General features: G+C 65.8%; 18 protein-coding genes and 1 tRNA gene. 11 read left to right on the top strand and 8 right to left on the bottom strand.

Annotated features, from left to right (window positions below; all coding sequences use genetic code 11):
- Window positions 1-11: 11 nt before the first annotated feature.
- Together AQ610_RS18140 and aguB are read left to right on the top strand one after the other, a co-directional pair.
- Window positions 12-1,124 (top strand): class II histone deacetylase, encoded by a 1,113-nt coding sequence (locus tag AQ610_RS18140; RefSeq protein ID WP_006024074.1) that lies wholly within the window; start codon window positions 12-14, stop codon window positions 1,122-1,124.
- Between the two features lie 13 nt (window positions 1,125-1,137).
- Complete coding sequence (gene aguB, locus AQ610_RS18135; RefSeq protein WP_006024075.1) at window positions 1,138-2,001, top strand: N-carbamoylputrescine amidase; 864 nt, start codon at window positions 1,138-1,140, stop codon at window positions 1,999-2,001.
- Between the two features lie 140 nt (window positions 2,002-2,141).
- Here the strand turns inward: aguB and AQ610_RS36175 are convergent, their stop codons facing one another.
- The 6 genes from AQ610_RS36175 to AQ610_RS18110 all read right to left on the bottom strand — a co-directional run bounded on the left by AQ610_RS36175 (window position 2,142) and on the right by AQ610_RS18110 (window position 7,090).
- Entirely contained in the window at window positions 2,142-2,576 is a 435-nt protein-coding gene (locus tag AQ610_RS36175; protein ID WP_144411905.1) for a hypothetical protein, read from the bottom strand.
- Between the two features lie 120 nt (window positions 2,577-2,696).
- Window positions 2,697-3,722 (bottom strand): ABC transporter substrate-binding protein, encoded by a 1,026-nt coding sequence (locus tag AQ610_RS18130; protein WP_006024077.1) that lies wholly within the window; start codon window positions 3,720-3,722, stop codon window positions 2,697-2,699.
- Window positions 3,719-4,600, bottom strand: a complete 882-nt coding sequence (locus tag AQ610_RS18125; protein WP_006024078.1) for an ABC transporter permease — start codon at window positions 4,598-4,600, stop codon at window positions 3,719-3,721. Before AQ610_RS18125 ends, AQ610_RS18130 begins: the two co-directional genes overlap by 4 nt.
- Window positions 4,597-5,451, bottom strand: coding sequence for an ABC transporter permease (locus AQ610_RS18120; protein ID WP_006024079.1), 855 nt, complete (start codon window positions 5,449-5,451; stop codon window positions 4,597-4,599). Before AQ610_RS18120 ends, AQ610_RS18125 begins: the two co-directional genes overlap by 4 nt.
- A 184-nt stretch (window positions 5,452-5,635) precedes the next feature.
- Window positions 5,636-6,649 carry an AraC family transcriptional regulator gene (locus AQ610_RS18115; protein WP_006024080.1) on the bottom strand — a complete coding sequence of 338 codons (1,014 nt, stop codon included), beginning with the start codon at window positions 6,647-6,649 and terminating at the stop codon, window positions 5,636-5,638.
- A gap of 6 nt (window positions 6,650-6,655) precedes the next feature.
- The gene (locus AQ610_RS18110) at window positions 6,656-7,090 is read right to left on the bottom strand and encodes a GNAT family N-acetyltransferase (RefSeq protein ID WP_006024081.1); all 435 of its coding nucleotides are present in this window, start codon (window positions 7,088-7,090) and stop codon (window positions 6,656-6,658) included.
- Between the two features lie 193 nt (window positions 7,091-7,283).
- Here AQ610_RS18110 and AQ610_RS18105 point away from each other — a divergent pair, with 193 nt between their 5' ends.
- The 6 genes from AQ610_RS18105 to AQ610_RS18075 all read left to right on the top strand — a co-directional run bounded on the left by AQ610_RS18105 (window position 7,284) and on the right by AQ610_RS18075 (window position 15,386).
- Complete coding sequence (locus AQ610_RS18105; protein WP_015602320.1) at window positions 7,284-8,567, top strand: MFS transporter; 1,284 nt, start codon at window positions 7,284-7,286, stop codon at window positions 8,565-8,567.
- Window positions 8,568-8,676: 109 nt separating this feature from the next.
- Window positions 8,677-9,369: a TetR/AcrR family transcriptional regulator gene (locus AQ610_RS18100; protein WP_006024084.1), complete on the top strand. Its 693-nt coding sequence runs from the start codon at window positions 8,677-8,679 to the stop codon at window positions 9,367-9,369.
- A gap of 13 nt (window positions 9,370-9,382) precedes the next feature.
- A complete protein-coding gene (locus tag AQ610_RS18095) occupies window positions 9,383-11,077 on the top strand; it encodes an acyl-CoA dehydrogenase family protein (RefSeq protein WP_006024085.1) in 1,695 nt (564 codons plus the stop codon).
- A gap of 373 nt (window positions 11,078-11,450) precedes the next feature.
- Window positions 11,451-13,106: a long-chain fatty acid--CoA ligase gene (locus tag AQ610_RS18085; protein ID WP_006024087.1), complete on the top strand. Its 1,656-nt coding sequence runs from the start codon at window positions 11,451-11,453 to the stop codon at window positions 13,104-13,106.
- Entirely contained in the window at window positions 13,106-14,053 is a 948-nt protein-coding gene (locus AQ610_RS18080; protein ID WP_309294830.1) for an AraC family transcriptional regulator, read from the top strand. The genes AQ610_RS18085 and AQ610_RS18080 overlap by 1 nt, the downstream gene beginning before the upstream one ends.
- 187 nt (window positions 14,054-14,240) lie before the next feature.
- Window positions 14,241-15,386: a porin gene (locus AQ610_RS18075; protein ID WP_006024089.1), complete on the top strand. Its 1,146-nt coding sequence runs from the start codon at window positions 14,241-14,243 to the stop codon at window positions 15,384-15,386.
- A 162-nt stretch (window positions 15,387-15,548) separates the two neighbouring features.
- On the opposite strand, the gene AQ610_RS18070 is transcribed toward AQ610_RS18075, so the two are convergent.
- A tRNA-Lys gene (locus tag AQ610_RS18070) sits at window positions 15,549-15,624 on the bottom strand.
- A gap of 191 nt (window positions 15,625-15,815) precedes the next feature.
- On the opposite strand from AQ610_RS18070, the gene AQ610_RS18065 reads away from it, so the two are divergent.
- Together AQ610_RS18065 and AQ610_RS18060 are read left to right on the top strand one after the other, a co-directional pair.
- Complete coding sequence (locus tag AQ610_RS18065) at window positions 15,816-16,220, top strand: PaaI family thioesterase (RefSeq protein WP_009910940.1); 405 nt, start codon at window positions 15,816-15,818, stop codon at window positions 16,218-16,220.
- Between the two features lie 37 nt (window positions 16,221-16,257).
- Window positions 16,258-17,127 (top strand): patatin-like phospholipase family protein, encoded by an 870-nt coding sequence (locus AQ610_RS18060; protein ID WP_006024090.1) that lies wholly within the window; start codon window positions 16,258-16,260, stop codon window positions 17,125-17,127.
- A gap of 131 nt (window positions 17,128-17,258) precedes the next feature.
- Here AQ610_RS18060 and AQ610_RS18055 read toward each other — a convergent pair whose 3' ends face one another.
- The gene (locus AQ610_RS18055; protein WP_006024091.1) at window positions 17,259-18,275 is read right to left on the bottom strand and encodes a D-2-hydroxyacid dehydrogenase family protein; all 1,017 of its coding nucleotides are present in this window, start codon (window positions 18,273-18,275) and stop codon (window positions 17,259-17,261) included.
- A gap of 438 nt (window positions 18,276-18,713) precedes the next feature.
- Here AQ610_RS18055 and gvmR point away from each other — a divergent pair, with 438 nt between their 5' ends.
- Complete coding sequence (gene gvmR / locus AQ610_RS18050; RefSeq protein WP_009910941.1) at window positions 18,714-19,769, top strand: transcriptional regulator GvmR; 1,056 nt, start codon at window positions 18,714-18,716, stop codon at window positions 19,767-19,769.
- Window positions 19,770-19,912 lie beyond the last annotated feature (143 nt).

Genomic DNA, 19,912 nt, shown 5'->3' with positions numbered 1-19,912 from the left:
AGGAGACCGAAGTGATTCCTACCGGACTGCTGTTCGATCCCGCATTCCTCACGCATCGGCAAGGCGATCTCGTGTACGTCGTCCCGCACGGCACGCTGAACTTCGGCGAGCATTTCGACAGTCCGCTGCGGCTCGCGTATACGAAGCAATTGCTCGACGCGGTCGGCATGACCGAGCGCCTGACGCGCGTCGCGTTCGAGCACGCGACCGACGAGCAATTGCTGCGCGTGCACCGGCCCGAGTATCTGCGGCAGCTCGCCGAGGCTTGCGCGGTGGCGGGCGAGCAGGTGGTGCCGCTCGGCGACGACGCGGCGGGCAGCGCGTCGACCGAGCGCGTCGCGCGGCTCGCGGCGGGCGCCGCGTGCGCGGCCGTCGACGCGGTGATGACGGGGCCGCTTCGGCAGGCGTATGCGCTGATCCGGCCGTCGGGCCACCACGCGGGCGCCGATTTCGCGATGGGCTACTGCTACTACAACAACGTCGCGATCGCGGCGCGGCACGCGCAGGCCGTGCACGGCGTTGAGCGCGTCGCGATCGTCGACTGGGACGTGCATCACGGCAACGGCACGCAGCAGGTGTTCTACGACGATCCGTCGGTGCTGTTCGTGTCGTTGCACGAGGCGGCGAATTTTCCGGTCGATGGCGGCGAAGCGCGCGAGACGGGCGGCGGCGCGGGCGCCGGCTACAACGCGAACGTGCCGTTGCCGTCCGGCACGGGCGACGCCGGCTACGCGCACGCATTCGACGAACTGGTGCTGCCGCTCGTCGAAGCGTTCGCGCCGCAGCTCATTCTCGTGTCGGCGGGGCAGGACGCGAACGCGTTCGATCCGCTCGGCCGCATGCGCGTGCAGCGCGACGGGTTCCGGCACATGGCGCGCGCGTTGCGGCAGGCGGCGGGCAGCACATGCGACGGACGCATCGTCATGCTGCAGGAAGGCGGCTACAGCCTGCCGTATCTGCCGATCGCGACGCTCGGCGTGCTCGAGGGGCTCGTCGGCTGGAACGCGCCGTTCGACGATCCGCACCAGTTCGCCCAGCATCCGTGCGGCGACGGCGAGCGCGCCGCGGTGCGGGCCGCCCGCGCCGCGCTGGCGCCGTATTGGCCGACGTTGGGTCGTTCCTGAGGAGGAGCACGAGATGAGAAAGACGATCGTGGCCGCCACGCAGATGGCGTGCGACTGGAACGTCGATGCGAACCTGGCGCGCGCGGAGCGTCTTGTGCGCGACGCGGCCGCGCGTGGCGCGCAGATCGTGCTGCTGCAGGAATTGTTCGAGACGCCGTATTTCTGCATCGACCAGAATCCCGCGCATCTCGCGCTCGCGCAGCCGTACGAAGGCCACCGGTGGCTTGCGCGCTTCGCGTCGCTCGCGCGCGAACTCGGCGTCGTGCTGCCCGTGAGCTTCTTCGAGCGCGCCGGCCAGACGCAATTCAACTCGGTCGCGGTCTTCGACGCCGACGGCCGCGCGCTCGGCGTCTATCGAAAGACGCACATTCCGGACGGCCCGGGCTACACGGAAAAATACTATTTCACGCCGGGCGACACGGGCTTTCGCGTGTGGGACACCGCATATGGGCGGATCGGCGTCGGGATCTGCTGGGATCAGTGGTTTCCGGAATGCGCGCGGACGATGGCGCTTGCGGGGGCGGAGCTGCTGCTGTACCCGACCGCGATCGGCAGCGAGCCGCACGATGCGTCGATCGATTCGCGCGCGCACTGGCAGAACACGCAGCGCGGTCATGCGGCCGCGAACCTGATGCCCGTCGTCGCGAGCAACCGGATCGGCGTCGAGCGCGGCGCATCGGGCGAAATCGCGTTTTACGGCAGCTCGTTCATCGCGGGCGCGGACGGCGAGAAGATCGTCGAATGCGACCGGCACGGCGAGGCGATCGCGACGGCCGAATTCGATCTCGATGCGCTCGCGTATCGGCGGCGCTGCTGGGGCGTGTTTCGGGATCGGCGGCCGGAGTGCTATCGGGCGTTGAGCGGCGACGCGGCGTAGCGCGCGATGATGAAGTGAGCGTGCGGCGGGAGCGCGATCACGAGCGCCTCGCCGCTTGCAACCGCGCAAAAAAAACCGCGCATGTCTGCGCGGCGAATCCGTCTGCACTCGAGGGCCACCGATTGCTGGCAGACGGGCCACTAGCGTGGGGCACTAGTGAAAACGGTCGGCGTGCCTGCGGTGCGGTTCGCAACGGGCGGCTTGCCGTGTTCGCTCGGTCGGGAATAAAAAGCGCTGCGCGTTCCGTCGGGCGCGGGCCCGAACTGGCGCAGCGAAGCCACCTGCTTCCGAGGCAGTGAGGAAAGTGGAGCAGGTGGAACATGGGCGACGGAATGCGGCCCGATGAGCGTGCGATCCGGCTTGAAACGACGGTTGCGATCGCACCGAACCGAACGGAAACCGCAATGCTCGGCGCCGACGCAGGCGCAACGGAACGGCAGCGCCGAACGCAGCTTCGCTGCAAAAGCGATGCTGTACAATGAAGCCAGCCATGTGTGGGCACTCGCAATAACTACCGTGGTCAGGTCGATGCCGGTGTTACCAGCACCCGCATCGACCGCTTCGAGCATCGTCACTTCGTCAGTCCATTACCTTCCTCGCGCTTCGCCGTAAGGCGGTTGCGTCAATCGATTCCAGTTGATTCCAGTCGATTTCAATCGATGCGTCGCGCCGATGCCGCCATCATCGCGGCGGCGTCATTGCTTGAACATCGTCCATACCTTGTCGCGCAGCGCGAGCGCCGCCGGCGAGCACAGCTTGAACGGGCGCAGCCGCTCCTTGTAGGCGGCCGGGAGCATCACCGCGGGATTCTTCAGCAGGTCCGCGCTCATGTAGCGCTCGGAACCCGCAATCTCGTTCGGATACAGATACGCGTTGGACGCAGCGGCCATGTTCTCGGGCTTCATCATCCAGTTGAGGAACGTGTGCGCCTCGCTCACGTTCTTCGCCTTCGCGGGAATCAGAAAATTGTCCTGCGCCATCCGCACGCCTTCGCGCGGGAACGCGAAGGCCGCGGTCGACAGCTTGCGCTGCACGCGGACCGTCGCGCCGCTCCAGCCGTGCTGCACGACGACCTGCCGCGAGATCATCCGGTCGATCGTGCCTTCGTTGCTGTACGTCTTCACGTACGGCTTCTGCTTGCGCAGCACGGCGAGCACGCGCTTCGCGTCTTCGGGATTCTCGGTGCACTCGTCCTGCTTCAGATACCAGCTCGCAGCCATGTAGAGCTCCTCGACCGAATCCAGATCCGCGATTTCGCCGCGCAGCGACGCCGGCGGATCGAACAGCGATTTCCAGCTATCGTCGAGCTTGCCGCCCGGCACGCGCGCGCTGTCGTACGCGAAGCCCGTCATGAAGATCAGATACGGCACCGTGTAGTCGCGGTTCGGATCGAAGAGCGGATGCCGGTATTCCGGCATGACGTTCGCCATGTTCTGCAGCCGGCTCTTGTCGAGCTTGCGCACGAGGCCGTTCTTCGCGAAGACCTGAACGTAGTAGTCGCCCGCGACGACGACGTCGTAGCCGCCGCCTCCCGCCTGCAGCTTCGACAGCAGCGTCGCGTCGCTGTCGTAGATGTCGAGCGTCGTCTTGATGCCGGTTTCCTTCTCGAATTTCTTCATCAGCTCCGGCGGCATCCAGTCCGGCCAGTTCGCGAGATGCAACTCGGCGGCCTGGGCGAATCCGAATGTCATCGTGAGCAGTAACGTCAACCATGCTTTCATAGCGCCTCGATTTTGTTGGTATGGGAAAAGAGCGGGTGCGCGCGCGCGACGGCATCGCCGGCCGGCGATTCGTCGCGCGCGTCCTCGGTTGCGTCGCCGCTCGCCGATGCGCTGCCGACGATCGCCACGATCGCGGAGAGCGCGAGCATGATCGTCGATATCGCGTTGATCTTCGGCGTGAGCCCGAACTTGAGCGCGCCGAAGATGTACATCGGCAGCGTCGTCACGCCGGGCCCGGCGACGAAGTACGTGATCACGAAGTCGTCCATCGACGTGAGGAACGCGAGCATCGCGCCCGCCGCGATGCCGGGCAGCGCCAGCGGCAGCGTGACCTGCCGGAATGCGGCCCACGGCGTTGCCGACAGATCGGCGGCGGCGTCGAGCAGCAGCGGATCGACGCGCCGCAGACGCGCGCGGATCGGCAGATAGGCGAACGGCAGGCAGAACGCGACGTGCGCGAGCAGCACCGTGTAGAAGCTGAGGTCGATCGACAGCGCCGAGAACAGCAGCAGCGTCGCGATCGCCGTGACGATTTCCGGCACGATCAGCGGCACGCCGATCAGGTTCTCGATCACGTACTTGCCCCGCCCTTCGCGTGCCCACATGACGACGGCGGCGAGCGTCGCGAGCGCCGTCGCGATGGCGGTGGACGAGCCGGCGAGCGCGAGCGAGTTGCGTGCGGCGCGCATCAGCGTCGGGTCCTGCCACGCGTCGGCATAGCCGTGCAGCCCCCAGCCGCTCCAGACGAGCGACGAGTCGCCCTGGTTGAAGCTCAGCGCGACGAGCGCGACCATCGGCGCATACAGGAACGCGAATGCGCCGATCGCGACGTAGGCCGCGAACGGGAAGCGATGGCGGGCCGATTGCGCGCCGTTCATGCGAGCGCTCCCCGCTTCGCGGACGTCAGGCGGCGGGCCAGCATCGCCGCGAGCACGAGCCCGAGCAGCGCGAGCGACAACGACGCGCCGAGCGGCCAGTTGCGGCCTTGCGTGAACTTCATCTCGATCAGGTTGCCGATCATCATCGAATGGCTGCCGCCGAGCAGATTCGGGATCACATACGAGCCGAGCGCGGGCACGAAGACGAGGCCGATGCCCGCAGCGATGCCCGGCATGCAGTTCGGGATCACCACCTGGCGCAGCGCACGCCACCGCGTTGCGCCGAGATCATATGCGGCTTCGACGATGCGCCAGTCGAAATCGTCGAGACTCGCGTACACGGGCAGCACCATGAACGGAAAGAACGTGTACAGCAGGCCGACCAGCGTGGCGGGCGTCGTGTAGAGCAGCCCGAGCGGGCCGTCGAGCATGCCGAGACCGTTCAGCGCGCGATTCGCGAGACCGTGGTCGGCGATCAGGATGATCCATGCATACGAGCGTATGACGAGGCTCGTCCAGAACGGTATCGTCACGAGAATCAGCAGCGCGCTCTTGCGACGCGGCGGCTGCGTCGCGATGAAAAGCGCAGTGGGAAAGCCGAGCGCGACGCAGCCGGCCGTGGTCGCGGCCGCCAGCGCGAGCGAGCGCGCGAAGATGCGGACATGATCGCTCTGAAAAATCAGATTGCCGTCGAAATCGCGATCGACGATCAGATTCAGATAGGCGTCGAGCGAGAAGCTGCCCCAGTCGACGCCGCCGTAGCCGAGCGGGCGCATCAGCGAAACCGACGTGACGACGGCGATCGGCAGCAACGTGCCGACGGCGAGCAATGCGACGACCGGGCTCAGCAATTGCCAGTCGCGCGCGGTTAATCGGCCCTCCGGATTGTCTTTTGCCACTGGAATTTCCCGTGTCCAAGATCCATTATTCGGATGAATGTAGGTTAACAAACGGCGCGTCGTCCGTGTGCGCGAAGGCGTGGCAGAACGCGCCAATTGCGTGCCAAAACGCGCCATCGCGCAGGTTCGCGCGCGCTCACGAATCTTCTTTCGCCCATCGGCGCCGCGCGCGGCTCACGGAGGTCGGGTCCTTGTAGCCGATGTGCCGTGCGATGTCTTTTCTCGATCGCGGGCCCATCGCGAGATCCTGAATCAGCAGATCGCGCCTCACCTGTTCGAGCAGCCGCTGAAGCGACGTGCCGGACTGCTTGAGCTTGCGCTGCAGCGTGCGGGTGGACATGCCGAGCGCGCCGGCGAGCGCGGGGACGGTGCCCGTGAACGGATGGTCGTACAGGTAGTGGAGCGTCTTGCCGACGACGTCCGACGCAGCCCATTGCTCGAGCTCCTGCTCGCGCCGCACGCACGCGTCCTTCGCGATCATGTGCTCGAGCTGATGCGCCATCGGCAGCGGCGTGTTCATGCAGTCCGCGTCGAGCGTGAACGAATGCGCGGGCGCCGAGAACCTGACCGGACACTGGAACAGCGATTCATATGCATATGCATGTTTTGGCGTGTCGAAAGCGAGCGTCACCTGACGGAATGTCGGCGGGCCGCCGAGCAGGTCGAACATCTGCCTGCGCAGGCCCGCGAGACACATGTCGGTGTTGAGCACGTAGAGATCGGGCCGATACGAATAATCGGAGAACGTGATGACCGCCCGCGAGCCTTTCGTTTCGAGGCGCGTGGCGAAGTAGCACAACGCGAGCAGCGGGCAACTGTTCGCGAGCTCGATCGCGGCGCCGAGCGTCGGGCTGACCATCATCGCGAGCCCGAGCGGCATGTACGCGGTCAGCGGCACCGCGTCGGCCATCGCGAGGCCGATCGCCGAATCGCCCGTCATCCGCCATGCGTTGTGATAGATCACCATCTCCTGCGCATGCGAGATGATCTTGTTCGGCTGGCGCAACTCGGCAGGCGTGATGCCCGAGCCGCTGAGGATCAGTTCCGTGCTCAAGCCGCGCCGCTGCAACATGTCGACCGCGACCGCGACGGCATGCAGCGACGCGGGGCGCCGTGCGGCGAGCGAGCGGGATTTGTCGCTTGACGTCATATCGCCTCATGTCGCGAGTGATTTTCGGAACGTGACCTGGCAGCCGTAGCTGTCGAGCTCGCCGCGAATCCAGCCGAGATGCTGGTAGAAGCCGTCCGCGCGCGAGCCGGGATCGGTGACGAGCGAGACGCTTTCGCTGCCTTGCTGACGCAGCCAGGCGAGCGCCCGCTCGAGCATCTCGCGTCCGACGCCCGTTCCGTGCCACGCGGGACGGACGAACAGCGCGCTGATGAACGCTTGCGGGCCGCCCGTGGCCATGCAGTAACCGACCGCGGTGCCGCCTTCGATCGCGATGACGCTGAAGCCGTTGCGCAATTGCTCGAGCACGCGGTCGCGATCGAGGAGATGGATCTGATGCGGGAGGATGCGATTCTCGGTGACGGAAAAGCGGATGTCGTACGTGCTGCCGAGATCACTTTCCTTTATCGGGCGGAACTCCATCGAGGCGATTCTCCTTGCGCATTCGGACGGGGGGCGCTCTATTTTCGCGTATCGTCTGATCATTGAGAATCCCTTTTAGACGGTTCATTCTGGCGGGGCCGGAGAGACGCCGGCCGGCCGCGACAGCATTTTTGTGCAAGCGCGTCCATTTTGTCCTTCCTACGATGGCTCGGTGAATCGACGGAGGACCGAAATGAAGCACGCCCCCCATATGAGAGGCATCGTCGCGGCGGTGATCGGCAATGCGCTGGAATGGTACGACTTCGTCGTCTTCAGCTACATGACGGTCGTGCTTGCCGATCTGTTCTTTCCGACCGGGCACAGCTATACGTCCATCCTGCTCACGACCGGCACGTTCGGCGTCGCCTTTCTGATGCGGCCGATCGGCGGGCTGGTGCTCGGCTCGTACGCGGACCGGTTCGGCCGCAAGCGCGCGCTGTCGCTCGTTATCGCCTTGATGACCTTGGGCCTCCTGATCATTTCGCTGGCGCCCACGCATGCGAGTATCGGGGTGGCCGCTCCGGTGCTGATCGTCATCGCTCGCCTGATCCAGGGCTTTTCCGCCGGCGGGGAATTCGGCACGGCGACGGCGCTTCTGATCGAATCGGCGCCGCCCGGCCGGAGCGGATTCTTCGGCAGCTTTCAGATGGCCAGCCAGGCGGCCGCGCTGCTGCTCGGCGCGATCGTGGGCGCGCTGGTGACGAAGGGCCTGAGCCACGACGAACTCATGGCGTGGGGATGGCGGATTCCGTTCGTCATCGGGCTCGTCATCGGGCCGGTCGGCTTCTATATCCGGCGAAACCTCGTCGAGCCGGAGAGCGCGCCGGCGGCGGACGAACGGCCGACGCAAGTCCTGCAGAGCGTCGTGCGCGACCACATCGGCGGCGTGCTTTCGAGCCTCGCGGCGGTGGTCGCGCTGACGTCGAGCGTCTACGTGCTGGTCAGCTATCTGCCGACCTACGCGGTCAAGCAACTGAAGCTGCCGATCGAAGCGAGCTTCTACGCGCTCGTCGCCGGCAATACGCTGCTCGTGCTGCTTTGTCCGGTGGCCGGCCGAATCTCCGACAGCATCGGCCGAAAATCGCTGTCGCTCGTTTCGCTCGTCGTGACGCTCGCGTTGCTGTATCCGCTGTTCGCGTGGCTGAACGCGAGTCCGAGCGTCGCGAAGATACTGCTCGTCCAGTGTCTGCTCAGCGTGAGCCTCGCGGGATTCTACGGGCCCTTCGGCGCGCTCGTCTCCGAGCAGTTTCCGGCCGAGGTGCGCTCGACCGGGCTTTCGCTCGCCTATAACCTGGCCGTCATGTTGTTCGGCGGGTTCTCGCAGATGATCGTGACGTGGCTGATCGATGCGACCGGCTCCGCGCTGGCGCCGACGTTCTACGCGATGTTCTGCGTCGGGATGGCGGTGGTGGGCGTCGCGACGATGGCGGCGGGAAGGGTTTCGTTGACGGTCGGCGCGCCGGGCGCGCTGCGGTGACGCCGCCCGGCGGGGCGCGCCGGGAAGCCGGCGCAAAGCGGCCGCGACACGGGCTTCAAGGCCGCGATTGAATCATTGACAGGAACTAATGGTGAACTAGAATTCGCAAATGAATCATCATTCATTTTCTCGCGTGAACCCGAAGAAGCGATCTCCCCGTCTTGAAGCGCGCCTCGCCGACAACCGCGCGCAGATCCTTGATGCCGCACGCCGTCTGGTCGCGGAAGGCGGATGGCAGGCTGCGCAGATGTCGTCGGTTGCGCACGCGGCCGGGCTTGCAACGGGATCCGTGTACCGGTATTTCCCGTCGAAGGCGGATCTGTTCGCGCAAGTGCTCGCCATCGTGTCGCAACGTGAGGTGGACGTGGTGCGCCAGATCGCTGCGGCGGGCGGTCTCGTTCGCGACCGGCTGGCCGACGCGGTGTACGCGTTCTCGAAGCGCGCGCTGCGCGGGCGGCGCCTCGCGTTCGCGCTGATCGCCGAGCCTTGCGAGCCGGAGATCGACGTGCAGCGGCTCGCGTACCGGAAAGCGCTGAGCGAAGCCGTTCAGCGGATCATCGAGGAAGGCATCCGGAGCGGCGAATTCCCCGAGCAGGATGCGCGCACGTCGGCCGCCTGCGTGGTCGGCGCGTTCATGGAGGCGCTGGTCGGCCCGCTCGCGCCGGACGAGGAGCACAAGACGGACGAGGCAGAATTCCTCGGCCATATCGTCGAATGCTGCGTGAGGGCGGTCGGGGCGCGGATGCCGCCGCGCGGGACCGGCGCGCCGCTGCGGATCGTCGGGAAGCCTGAATCCGACTGACCGGGAGACAGACATGAACAATCCGTTGCCGGAGTGGAGCGAAGACAACCTGCAGTCCGGAGGCGACGGCGCCACGCACGCCGTATTCAATCAGGCGGCCGACCCGGTCGGATACAACGCGTTTGACGACGACGTCGCGCTATCGTCGATCACCGAACGCTTCGCGCCGTGGGCGGCGGGCCACGCGAGCCGGCTCGGCGCGCTGGCGGGAACCGCGCAGGCTCAGGACGCGGCCCGCCTCGCGAACCTGTACACGCCCGTCCTAAAGAATTTCGACCGCTACGGCAACCGGCTCGACTGGGTGGAATTTCATCCGGCGTGGCATCAGTTGATGTCCTGGGCATTCGGCAATCAGGTGCATTCGCTCGCATGGACCGCCACGGAGCCGAACGGGCATTTCGCGCGCGCGGTTCAGAGCTACCTGTGGAATCAGATCGAGAACGGCGTCGGCTGTCCTACCGGCATGGCCTACGCGTCGGTCGCGGGGTTCAGGCGTTATCCCGAGCTGGCCGCGTGGAAGGAGAAGACGCTGCAGACGCAATACGATCCGCGCCGCCTGCCGATCGAGCAGAAGACTCACGCCGTGATCGCGTACGCGATGACCGAAAAGCAGGGCGGATCGGATCTGAGGGAAACGCAGACGTTCGCCGTCCCGCACGAGAACGGCGAGCATGGCGCGATCTACCTCGTCACCGGGCACAAGTGGTTCTGCTCGGTGCCCGTCGCCGACGGGATCTATACGCTCGCGCGCACGCAGGCCGGGGTGTCGTGCTTCTTCATGCCGCGGATTCTCCCGGATGGAACGACGAACCGGATTTTCATCCAGCGTCTGAAGGACAAGGCGGGCAACAAGTCGAATGCGTCGAGCGAGATCGAATATCGAAACGCATGGGCGATCCTCGTCGGCGAAGAGGGGCGCGGCATCCGGGAGATCCTCTCGCATGCGCATCTGACGCGTCTGGATTTCGCCGTGGGCTCGGCCGGGCTGATGCGTCATGCGCTCACGCTCGCGCTGAATCACGCGCAGACACGGACCGCGTTCGGCAAGCCGCTCGCGGAGCAGCCGATACAGGAGGCGGTGCTCGCCGATCTCGCGATCGACGCCGAGGCGTCGATGCTGATGGCGCTGCGCGTGAGCCGCGCGACGGACGGGTGGGAGGCCGGGAACGCGGCGGAGAAGGCGTTGGCCCGCATCGCGACGCCGGTCGCGAAGTTCTGGAATTGCCGGCGCGCGGCGAGCTTCGTCGTCGAGGCGCTCGAAGTGCATGGCGGGAACGGCTTCATCGAGGAAAATCCGATGGCCCGCCTGTATCGCGAGGCGCCGCTCAACGCGATCTGGGAAGGCACGTCGAACATGATGTGCATGGACGTCATGCGAGCGATGAAGCGCGAGCCGCAGACGCTCGATGCGTTGCTCGACGACTTCGCCGGTCTTGCCGGCGCCAACCGCTTTTTCGACGCGCATCTCGGCGTACTGAAGGCGACGCTCGACGAAGGCGCCGAAATCGAAGGAAACGCGCGCCGCATCGCATCGCTGATGGCGCTCGCCTTGCAAGGCGCCGAACTGCTGCGCCATTCGACCGCGGAAGTGGCGGATGCATTCTGCGCCTCGAGGTTGCATGACGGCATGGGCTACGTGTTCGGCGCGCTCAAGCCGACGCCGGCGCTTCGGCACATCGTGCGTCGCGCGGCGGTCGTCCCGCATTAGGAACGGCGCGCGCGCGATGCGATCGCGTGCGGCATGCGGCGTGCGGAAGCGAGTCCGGCTCGCCGCCATCATTCCCGGCGGATTCGGCTTCGCGCATGCGCGCGCCGAATCCGCGGTCGCGCCGAAAGAGGCCGGCGCGTTCGCGAAGACGCCCGCCGCTTGCTGCGCGCGCAGCAAGCGCCGACGGCGGCTCAACATCCGATTCGATCGATAGACACCGTGCGTGCTGCGCAACGGCGATGATGCCCTCGTGCCGGGGCGAGCGAAGGCGCGATGCTGCCCGTCGAACCGGCGGCACGGAACGCGGCGGCGCGGGGCGGACGTCGCCGCCGGGTTCGCATGCGCGCGCCGCACGTTCACCTCCGGAGGAAGCATGTTCGGCCTGATGCAGGATAAGCAGCTTCTGATCAGCGATCTCCTCGAATACGCGCGGGTCTATCACGGCGCGCGCGAGATCGTCAGTCAGGACGCCGCCGGCGCGATTCATCGCTACACCTATGCCGACGCGGCCGCGCGGGCGGCGCAGCTCGCGCACGCGCTCGACGCGCACGGCGTGGCGGACGGCGATCGCGTCGCATCGATCGCGATGAACGGCTATCGCCATTTCGAGATGTATTACGGCGTTTCCGGCATCGGCGCGGTGCTTCATACCGTCAACCCGCGGCTGTTCGACGCCCATCTGGTCTACGTCATCAATCACGCCGAAGATCGCCTGCTGTTCGTCGATCCCGAATTCCTGCCGACGGTCGAGCGCATCGCCGGGCAACTGCCGTGCGTCGAGAAGATCGTCGTGCTCGGCGATGCGGGCAGCGCCGGCGCGGTGCGACTTCCGGTCGACGTGACCGATTACGAGACCTTTATCGGCGCGTTCGCGACGACGTTCGCGTGGCCGTCGTTCGACGAACGCAAGGCTTCGTCGCTGTGCTACACGTCGGGAACCACGGGGGAGCCGAAGGGCGTGCTGTATTCGCACCGCTCGACGGTCGTGCACGCGCTGGCCGCGGCGCAGCAGAGCGCGTTCGGCATCGCGTCGTCCGACGTCGTGATGCCCATCGCGCCGATGTTCCATGCGAACGCCTGGGCGATGCCGTACCTCGCGGCGATGACGGGCGCGAAGCTCGTGCTGCCTGGGCGCAGGCTCGACGGCGAATCCGTCCAGCGCCTCGTCGAGCGGGAGCAGGTGACGTTCACCGTCGCGGTGCCGACGGTCGTCACGATGCTGCTCGAGCATCTGCGCCGCACGGGGAGCCGCATCGACAGCCTGAAGCGCGCAGTCGTCGGCGGCTCGGCGGTGCCGCCGCCGATGATCAGGACACTGAAGGAAGTCTACGGCTGCCAGGTTCATCAGGTATGGGGGATGACCGAGCTCAGTCCGCTCGGCACGTTCTCGACGCTGTCTCATGCGGCGAGCCAACTGGACGACGACGCGCAAACGAGAATCATGGCGTGCCAGGGCCGCGCGCAGTTCGGGATGGAGCTCAAGCTCGTCGGCGAGGACGGGCGCAGGCTCGCTCATGACGGCCGGTCCGTGGGCGCGATCTGGGTCAGAAGCGCATGGGCGGCGTCCGGCTATTTCAAGCAGGCATCCGGTGGCGTGCTGGACGGGGACGGCTGGTTTCCGACGGGCGACGTCGGAACGATCGATCCGCTCGGCTACCTGCGCATCACGGATCGCGCGAAGGACGTGATCAAGTCGGGCGGAGAGTGGATCAGCTCGGTCGATCTCGAAAATCTCTGCTATGGGCACCCGGCCGTGAAGCTCGCGGCCGTCGTCGGCGCGAGCCACCCGAAATGGGAAGAACGGCCGGTTCTTTGCATCGTGCGCAAGGCGGACGAGCCGGTGACGAAGGACGAACTGCTGACGTTCCTGTCGAGCCGGGTCGCGAAATGGTGGCTGCCCGACGATGTCGTGTTCCTCGACGAGATGCCGTTGACGCCGACCGGAAAAATCAGAAAGACCGAGCTGCGCGACCGCTTCCGCGACCATCTGACGGCCGGCGCACGTCAGGGCAGCGGGGACGCGACGTGATGTCGGCGCTGCGGCGCGCAGTTGCCGTCGCGCCCCGCCGCCTCTGCGGCTGCCGGGCATTGGGGAACGCACATCGGGGGATTGGAATGGAACGGGAGCGTCGCGAAGAGAGCCGAGACGTCGTGTGCGTCGAAAAACGTTCGTCGATGCCGGTTTCGACGTGGCGTGACGCGTCGCTGCCGGCGGGGCGGCTGGTTCGCGCGGCGTACGGCGCGCACGTTTTCGAGCCGCACGTGCATGACGAGCTCGTGATCGCCGTCACCGAAAGCGGCGCCGCGCATTGCAAATCGTCGCGCGGCGTGGAGACCGTGAAGCCTTTGACGCTGTGGGTGACTCACGCGGGCGAGTGCCACTCGGGTACAGTGCCGCGCGATTCCTGCTGGAAATACAGGGCGATCTATCTCGATCCGCTCGATGGCGACGAGCGCGTGCGTTATGAGAATATCCGCTCCGGCCTGCATGACGAGCCCGGGCTTGCCGCGCTGCTGCTCAGGGCGCATCGCTGCGCCGAGATCGATGCGCCCGCGCTGATGAAAGAGGCGTTCTGGCTCGAAGCCATGTCGGCGCTGCACGCGCGCTGCTCGACGGCCGCGGCGGCCGGCGAGCAGATCGGCGGCAACGCGCAGGCCGTCCATCGCGCGAAGGATTACCTCATCGAATATGCCGACGGCGATGTCAGTATCGAGGAACTGGCGCGCCTCACCAACCTGAGCCGTTTCCATCTGATGCGCTCGTTCAAGAAGACGTTCGGCATTCCGCTTCACCGCTTCCATCTCCAGTGCAAGCTTCACAAGGCGAAGTACCTGCTTCGGACCGGCACGTCGGTTGCCGACGCCGCATTGAGCGCGGGTTTTTTCGATCAAAGCCACTTCACGCGGAATTTCAAGCGAATGTACGGCGTCACGCCGGGTACGTTCCGAAGCCTGTATCGCGATGGCGTCAACTGATCGAGCCGAATCGCGATGCGCCGCGGCCGCTTCAGGCGATGACGTGCGCGAGCGCGGGTGTCGTCGGGGCCGGCGTCCATGCGTACGGCATCTCAGCACTATCGTACAAGCCGCCCGTTTTTGACGTTCGCACTATGGGCCGACCTTCGATAACGCACGCGAAACGGGGTAAGGAGATCAACGAAAAATGCGAGCACGACTGATAGGCGGCGCGACCGCAACGACATTTCTTTTGTGCTCGCCGGCCTGGGCGCAGAGCACCGTGACGCTGTACGGCCTGCTCGATAGCGGCTTCACCTATTCGAACAATCAGAATGGAAAAGCGAGCTATCAGGCGTCGAGCGGAGAGCTTCAGGGCAGCCGCTTCGGATTGCGCGGCGTCGAGGATCTTGGCGGCGGGATGAAGGCGATCTTCACGATCGAGAACGGATTCGACGGCTTCACGGGCAGGCTCGGGCAGGGCGGTCTCGGGTTCGGACGGCAGGCGTATGTCGGGCTTTCGTCGCCGTACGGCACGATCACCGTCGGGCGGCAATACGAGTCGATCGTCGAATACCTGGGCTACATGGAAGCGGGCGACACATTCGCGGGTTATCTGGGCGCACACGCGGGAGACGTCGACAACTTCAACAACACGTTTCGGGTCAACAATTCCGTGCGCTACAAGAGCCCGAATTTCAACGGTTTCGATTTCGGCGGGCTATACAGCTTCGGCGGCACGCCGGGCGATTTCGCGAACAACCGCGTCTGGAGCGTTGGCGCGGAATATGTGGCGTCTGGCCTGACGCTCGCCGGCGCGTTTCTGAGCATTCACAACGCGAGCACGAACATCTACGGGGCATCCGCGCCTGCGACGGCTGGCGCCGCGTTCGAGTCGAACGTGAAGAATCCGATCTACAGCGGCTTCACGTCCGCGTCGACGGTGCAGATTGCGGGTGTCGCCGCGCGATACGCGAGCGGCAAATCGACGATCGGCGCGATGTATTCGCAGACGCGGTTCGGCGACGTCGTGCCGACGAGCGCCGGCCCTTATTCGGGCAACCTCTACATTCGCAACGTCGAGGTGAGTTACCAGTATTTCATCACGTCGCTGCTGGAGGCCGGCGCGGCCTACGTTTTCACGAAGGCTCCCGATGCGAAGTATCACCAGGTCAGCCTCGGTCTCGACTATTTCCTGTCGAAGAGAACCGATGTATACGGCGCGTTCCTGTGGCAGCGCGCGATCGGCACCGACTCGACCGGCAATGCCGCCGTGGCGAATCTGAACCTGCTGTCGCCGTCTTCGTCAGCGAATCAACTGGCTGTCCACGTCGCGCTGCGCCACAAATTCTAGGTGCTGCCGGATGGCGGTAACGGGATTGCGGTGTTGGGGCGATCGGCTCCGATCGAGCCGTGCCGCAGCGCTGTCAGAGCGCGTGACGTGTTCCGGGCAGGGGCCGCTGGCTGGAAACAGAAAAGGGTTACAAGCTGATCGCTTGTAACCCTTTGAATTCGGTGGTGGGGCGTGAGTGACTCGAACACTCGACCTACGGATTAAGAGTCCGCTGCTCTACCAACTGAGCTAACGCCCCAACAGAAAGAAAATTATGCCGAAGCTTTCAAGACTTGTCTAGTCTTTTTTGTATTTTTCTCGAAACGCTTCCGTCGGCCGCGCATTGCCGTTCCGGATTCGCACGTTCCGTCGCATCGCGCGCGCTCCCGGTATGATGTCGCCCAAACCCTGTCGCGCGGCGGGCGCGCGGCTCTTTCTGGGCGTACGACAATGGACGAAAACACTGTCCGTGATTTGCTGGATCGGCTCCTTGCTCCGTGGGTCCGCTCCCTTTCCCTCACCCCCGTATCGGTTTCGGACGAGAGCGTCACCCTCCGGCTGCCGTTTTCCGGCGAGCTTCGCCATTCGGGCGGCGTGATCTGCGGGCAAGTGTTCATGGCGGCCGCCGACACCGCGATGGTCGTTGCGATCTCCGCCGCGCTCGGCGAATTCCGGCCGATGACGACCGTCGCCCTCAATACCCACTTCATGCGCCCGGTCCGCAAGGGCGACGTGCTCGTCACCGCCCGCGTGCTGCGGATGGGCCGCAATCTCGTGTTCGGCGAAATCGAGCTGTTCGACGAGGACGGCAAGATGGCCGTTCACGCAACGTCGACGTACGCGCTCGTCTCCTGAGCGCGTACAGCGGCAGGGTGGAACGGGAGCGCATCCGATGTTCGACCAGGTGGTATTCGCGGGCGGCGGCAATCGGTGTTGGTGGCAGGCGGGATTCTGGGACGTCGCGCGGCCCGCACTCGGCCTGCGGCCGCGCGTGATCGCCGGCATCTCGGCGGGCGCGGCGACCGCCTGCATGCTCTACATGCGCGACTCGCGCTGGGTGATGCGCTATTACGAAGAGGCGCTCAGGCACAACCGCCGGAACGTCTACTGGGGCAATCTGCTGCGCGCCGAGCCGGTCTTTCCGCATTACCGGATCTACCGGCAGGCGCTCCTCGATATCTACGGCGAGCCGTTCGCGAAACTCGCCGGCGCGCCGGAGATCCGCATCGGCGTGTCGCATGTGCCGCGCTGGCTCGGCGCGCGCAGCGCGGTCGCGGCGGGGCTCGTCGCGTACAACATCGAGAAGTACGTCCGCAAGACGTTGCATCCGACGCTCGGCCGCTCGCTCGGCTTTCGCCCCGAGTTCATCCGTGCGCAGGATTGCGCGCGCGTCGACGAACTCGCGGATCTCGTTCTCCAGTCGTCGTGCACGCCGCCGTTTACGCCCGTCCTGCGCCGCGACGGCCGACCGGTGCTCGACGGCGGGATGGTCGACAACGTGCCGGTCGGCGCGCTCGATGCGTCGCCCGGGCTCGTGCTCGTGATGGTGACGCGGCGCTACCCGCGCCCGCAGACGTTCGTCGTCGACTGCGACGGGCAGCGGCGGTTCTACGTGCAGCCGTCGAGCAAGGTGCCGATTTCGAGCTGGGACTACACGAGCCCGCATCAGATGCAGCATGCGTACGATCTCGGCCGGCGCGACGGCGAGCGCTTTCTGAGCGTCGTGCCGCAGTGCCTGGAAGACAACGGCGCGGTGCGCTGACGCCGGAAGCGCCGGGGCCTGGCGGGAAGCGGGTGCGGCTGATCGCCGCGGCCGGGCGCTCGGTGCACGATGGCGGGAGGCCGCACGGGCACGGGGCCGCTCGCGCACCGCGCTTCTTGACGCCGCTCCGCTCAGCGGCGAATCCGCCCCTGGTTGAGCGCTTCGGGATTCGCGACGCTCGACAGATCGCCCGCATCGAACGCGAGGATGTTCTTGAACGCCGCGCTGAAGTAGAGCTCGTAGCTTTCGCGTTCGACGTAGCCGATGTGCGGCGTGCAGATCACGTTTTCCATGCGCAGCAGGCTGTAGCCTTGCAGGATCGGCTCGCTCTCGTAGACGTCGATCGCGACCATTCCCGGCCGGTTGCGCGCAAGCGCGGAAATGAGCGCGTTTTCTTCGAGCAGTTCCGCGCGACTCGTGTTGACGAGGAGCGACGTCGGCTTCATTCGCAGCAGATCGTCGAGCTTGACGATGCCGCGCGTGTCGTCGTGCAGGCGCAGGTGCAGCGACAGCACGTCGGCCTGCTCGAAGAACGCCTCGCGGCTCTCGGCGGTCGCAAAGCCGTCGGCGCGCGCCGCTTCGAGCGAGTGCTCGCGTCCCCAGATCAGCACGTTCATTCCGAACGCCTTGCCGTAGCCGGCGACGAGCCGGCCGATCTTGCCGTAGCCCCAGATGCCGAGCGTCTGCCCGCGCAGCACCTGGCCGAGCCCGAAATTCGGCGGCATCGCCGACGTCTTGAGGCCCGATTGCTGCCATGCGCCCTGCTTCAGATTCGCGACGTACTGCGGGATGCGCCGCTGCGCGGCCATGATGAGCGCCCAGGTCAGTTCGGCGGGGGCGATCGGCGAGCCCGTGCCTTCGAGCACCACGATGCCGCGCTCCGTGCACGCGTCGAGATCGATGTGGGTCGACACGCGGCCTGTCTGGCTGATCATGCGCAGATGCGGAAGCTTGCCGAGCAACTGCGACGTGATGTGGGTGCGCTCGCGAATCAGCACGAGCGCTTCGACTTCGGCCAGGCGGCTCGCGAGCTGCCCGAGGCCGCGCACCGTGTTGTTGAAGATCTTCACTTCATGGTCGGCGAGCATCTCGAAGCAGTTGAGCTTGCGGACGGCGTCCTGGTAGTCGTCGAGGATGGCAATTTTCATGGCGAGTTTCGGGATTCGCGCGGGATGAGCGATGTGAGGTGGTGGCCGTCGCGCGTCGTCGCGCGCCGGGCCGGCCCGGTTTGAGGGCCGTAATGATCCTATGACGGCGCGGCAACAGGTGTATCTCTTTTTAACAGCTTGTTACGCGGTGCGGCAAGCGCCGATGCCAGGGGGCCGATCGCGCTGTTCGGACCCCGCTTGATGCTGGCCTGGCGGCGATTCCGGCGTTTCTCGATTGGGTAATTTGCGCAGGGAGATTGCTCAATTATTTCTTATTTCAGAACAATTGGTCTATCTAGCTAGATGGGCTGAGCAAATTTGAAGGTTTTTATCGAGATTTCGCGGGAAGTTGAGCAACTCTGCATCTTTTTCGCTGTCGTAGGAAAATTACTCATTTGCTTCATATTTTTGAAGCGGTAACAGCGGTAGGAGTGGAGTATGGATCATTTGCAGTCGATGCGAGTGTTCGTCAAGGTCGCGGATCTCGGCAGTTTCGCCCGGGCGGCGAGCGCGATGGACATCTCGAACGCGGTCGCGACGCGCCACGTCGCCGACCTCGAAGGCCGGCTCGGCACCCGCCTTCTGAATCGCACCACCCGTAGCCTCTCGCTGACCGAATCCGGCCAGGTTTACCTGGAGCGGGCGCGCCAGATCCTCGACGAGCTCGAAGACGTCGAGCAGATGGTCGTCGCGCGCAACCACGAGCCCGTCGGCACGCTGCGGATCGTCGCGCCCGTCGTGTTCGGCCTGCACAACCTTGCGCCCGTGCTGCAGACGTACACGCAGCGCTTCCCGAAGGTCATTCCCGACCTGACCCTCGTTGATCGTCAGGTCGATCTCGTCGAAGAGGGATTCGACGTCGGCATCGTGATCACGCGGCAGATGCGCAGCGCGAGCATCGTCACGCGCCGGCTGACGACGGGCTGCATGGTGGTCTGCGCGACGCCGAGCTATCTGGAGAAGCACGGCATGCCGATGCATCCGGAGCAGCTCGTCGAGCATCCCTGCCTGAGCCTGCCGTCCGAATACTGGGGCGACGAGCGCGTATTCACCGGCCCGGACGGCGAAGTGCGCGTGCGGCCGTCGAACGTCGTCGTCGCGAACAATACCGAGATGCTGCGCCAGTTCGCGATGCTCGGCATGGGCGTCGCGATCCTGCCGAGCTATCTGATCGGCAGCGACATCGCGCGCGGCAAGCTCGTGCGGCTGCTGAGCGATTACCGGCTGCCGCAGGTCGAGATCAACATCGCGTATCCGAGCCGCCGGCACCTGCCGGCGAAGGTGCGCACGTTCATCGACCATCTCGTCGAGCACTTCAGCCAATCGCCGGACACGATGCTCGGCGAGCAGTGGGCCACGCAGGGCGTTGCCGGCCAGCCCATCGACGCGCTGCCTGCCGACGCGCTCGCCGAGCGATCGAGCGCCGATCCGGCGCTGTCGCCGCGTCTGCCGCGCGCGCCGCGGGCGCGCACCGTCGTGCCGTCTCCGCTGTAACGCCGCGCGGCGTCGCGCGCCGAATCTCCTCCGCAAAAAGCAAAAGCGCGGGCTCGTCGAGAGCCCGCGCTTTTGCTTGGACCGAAGCATCGCGGCGCGGGCGCGCCGCCCGGTTGCTCGACATCGCGCGCGCCGCCCGGCGC

It is taken from the genome of Burkholderia humptydooensis, from assembly GCF_001513745.1.
GTDB lineage: Bacteria > Pseudomonadota > Gammaproteobacteria > Burkholderiales > Burkholderiaceae > Burkholderia > Burkholderia humptydooensis.
Note: the sequence above shows the minus strand (reverse complement) of the source record. Positions and strands in the feature narration are given on the sequence as shown.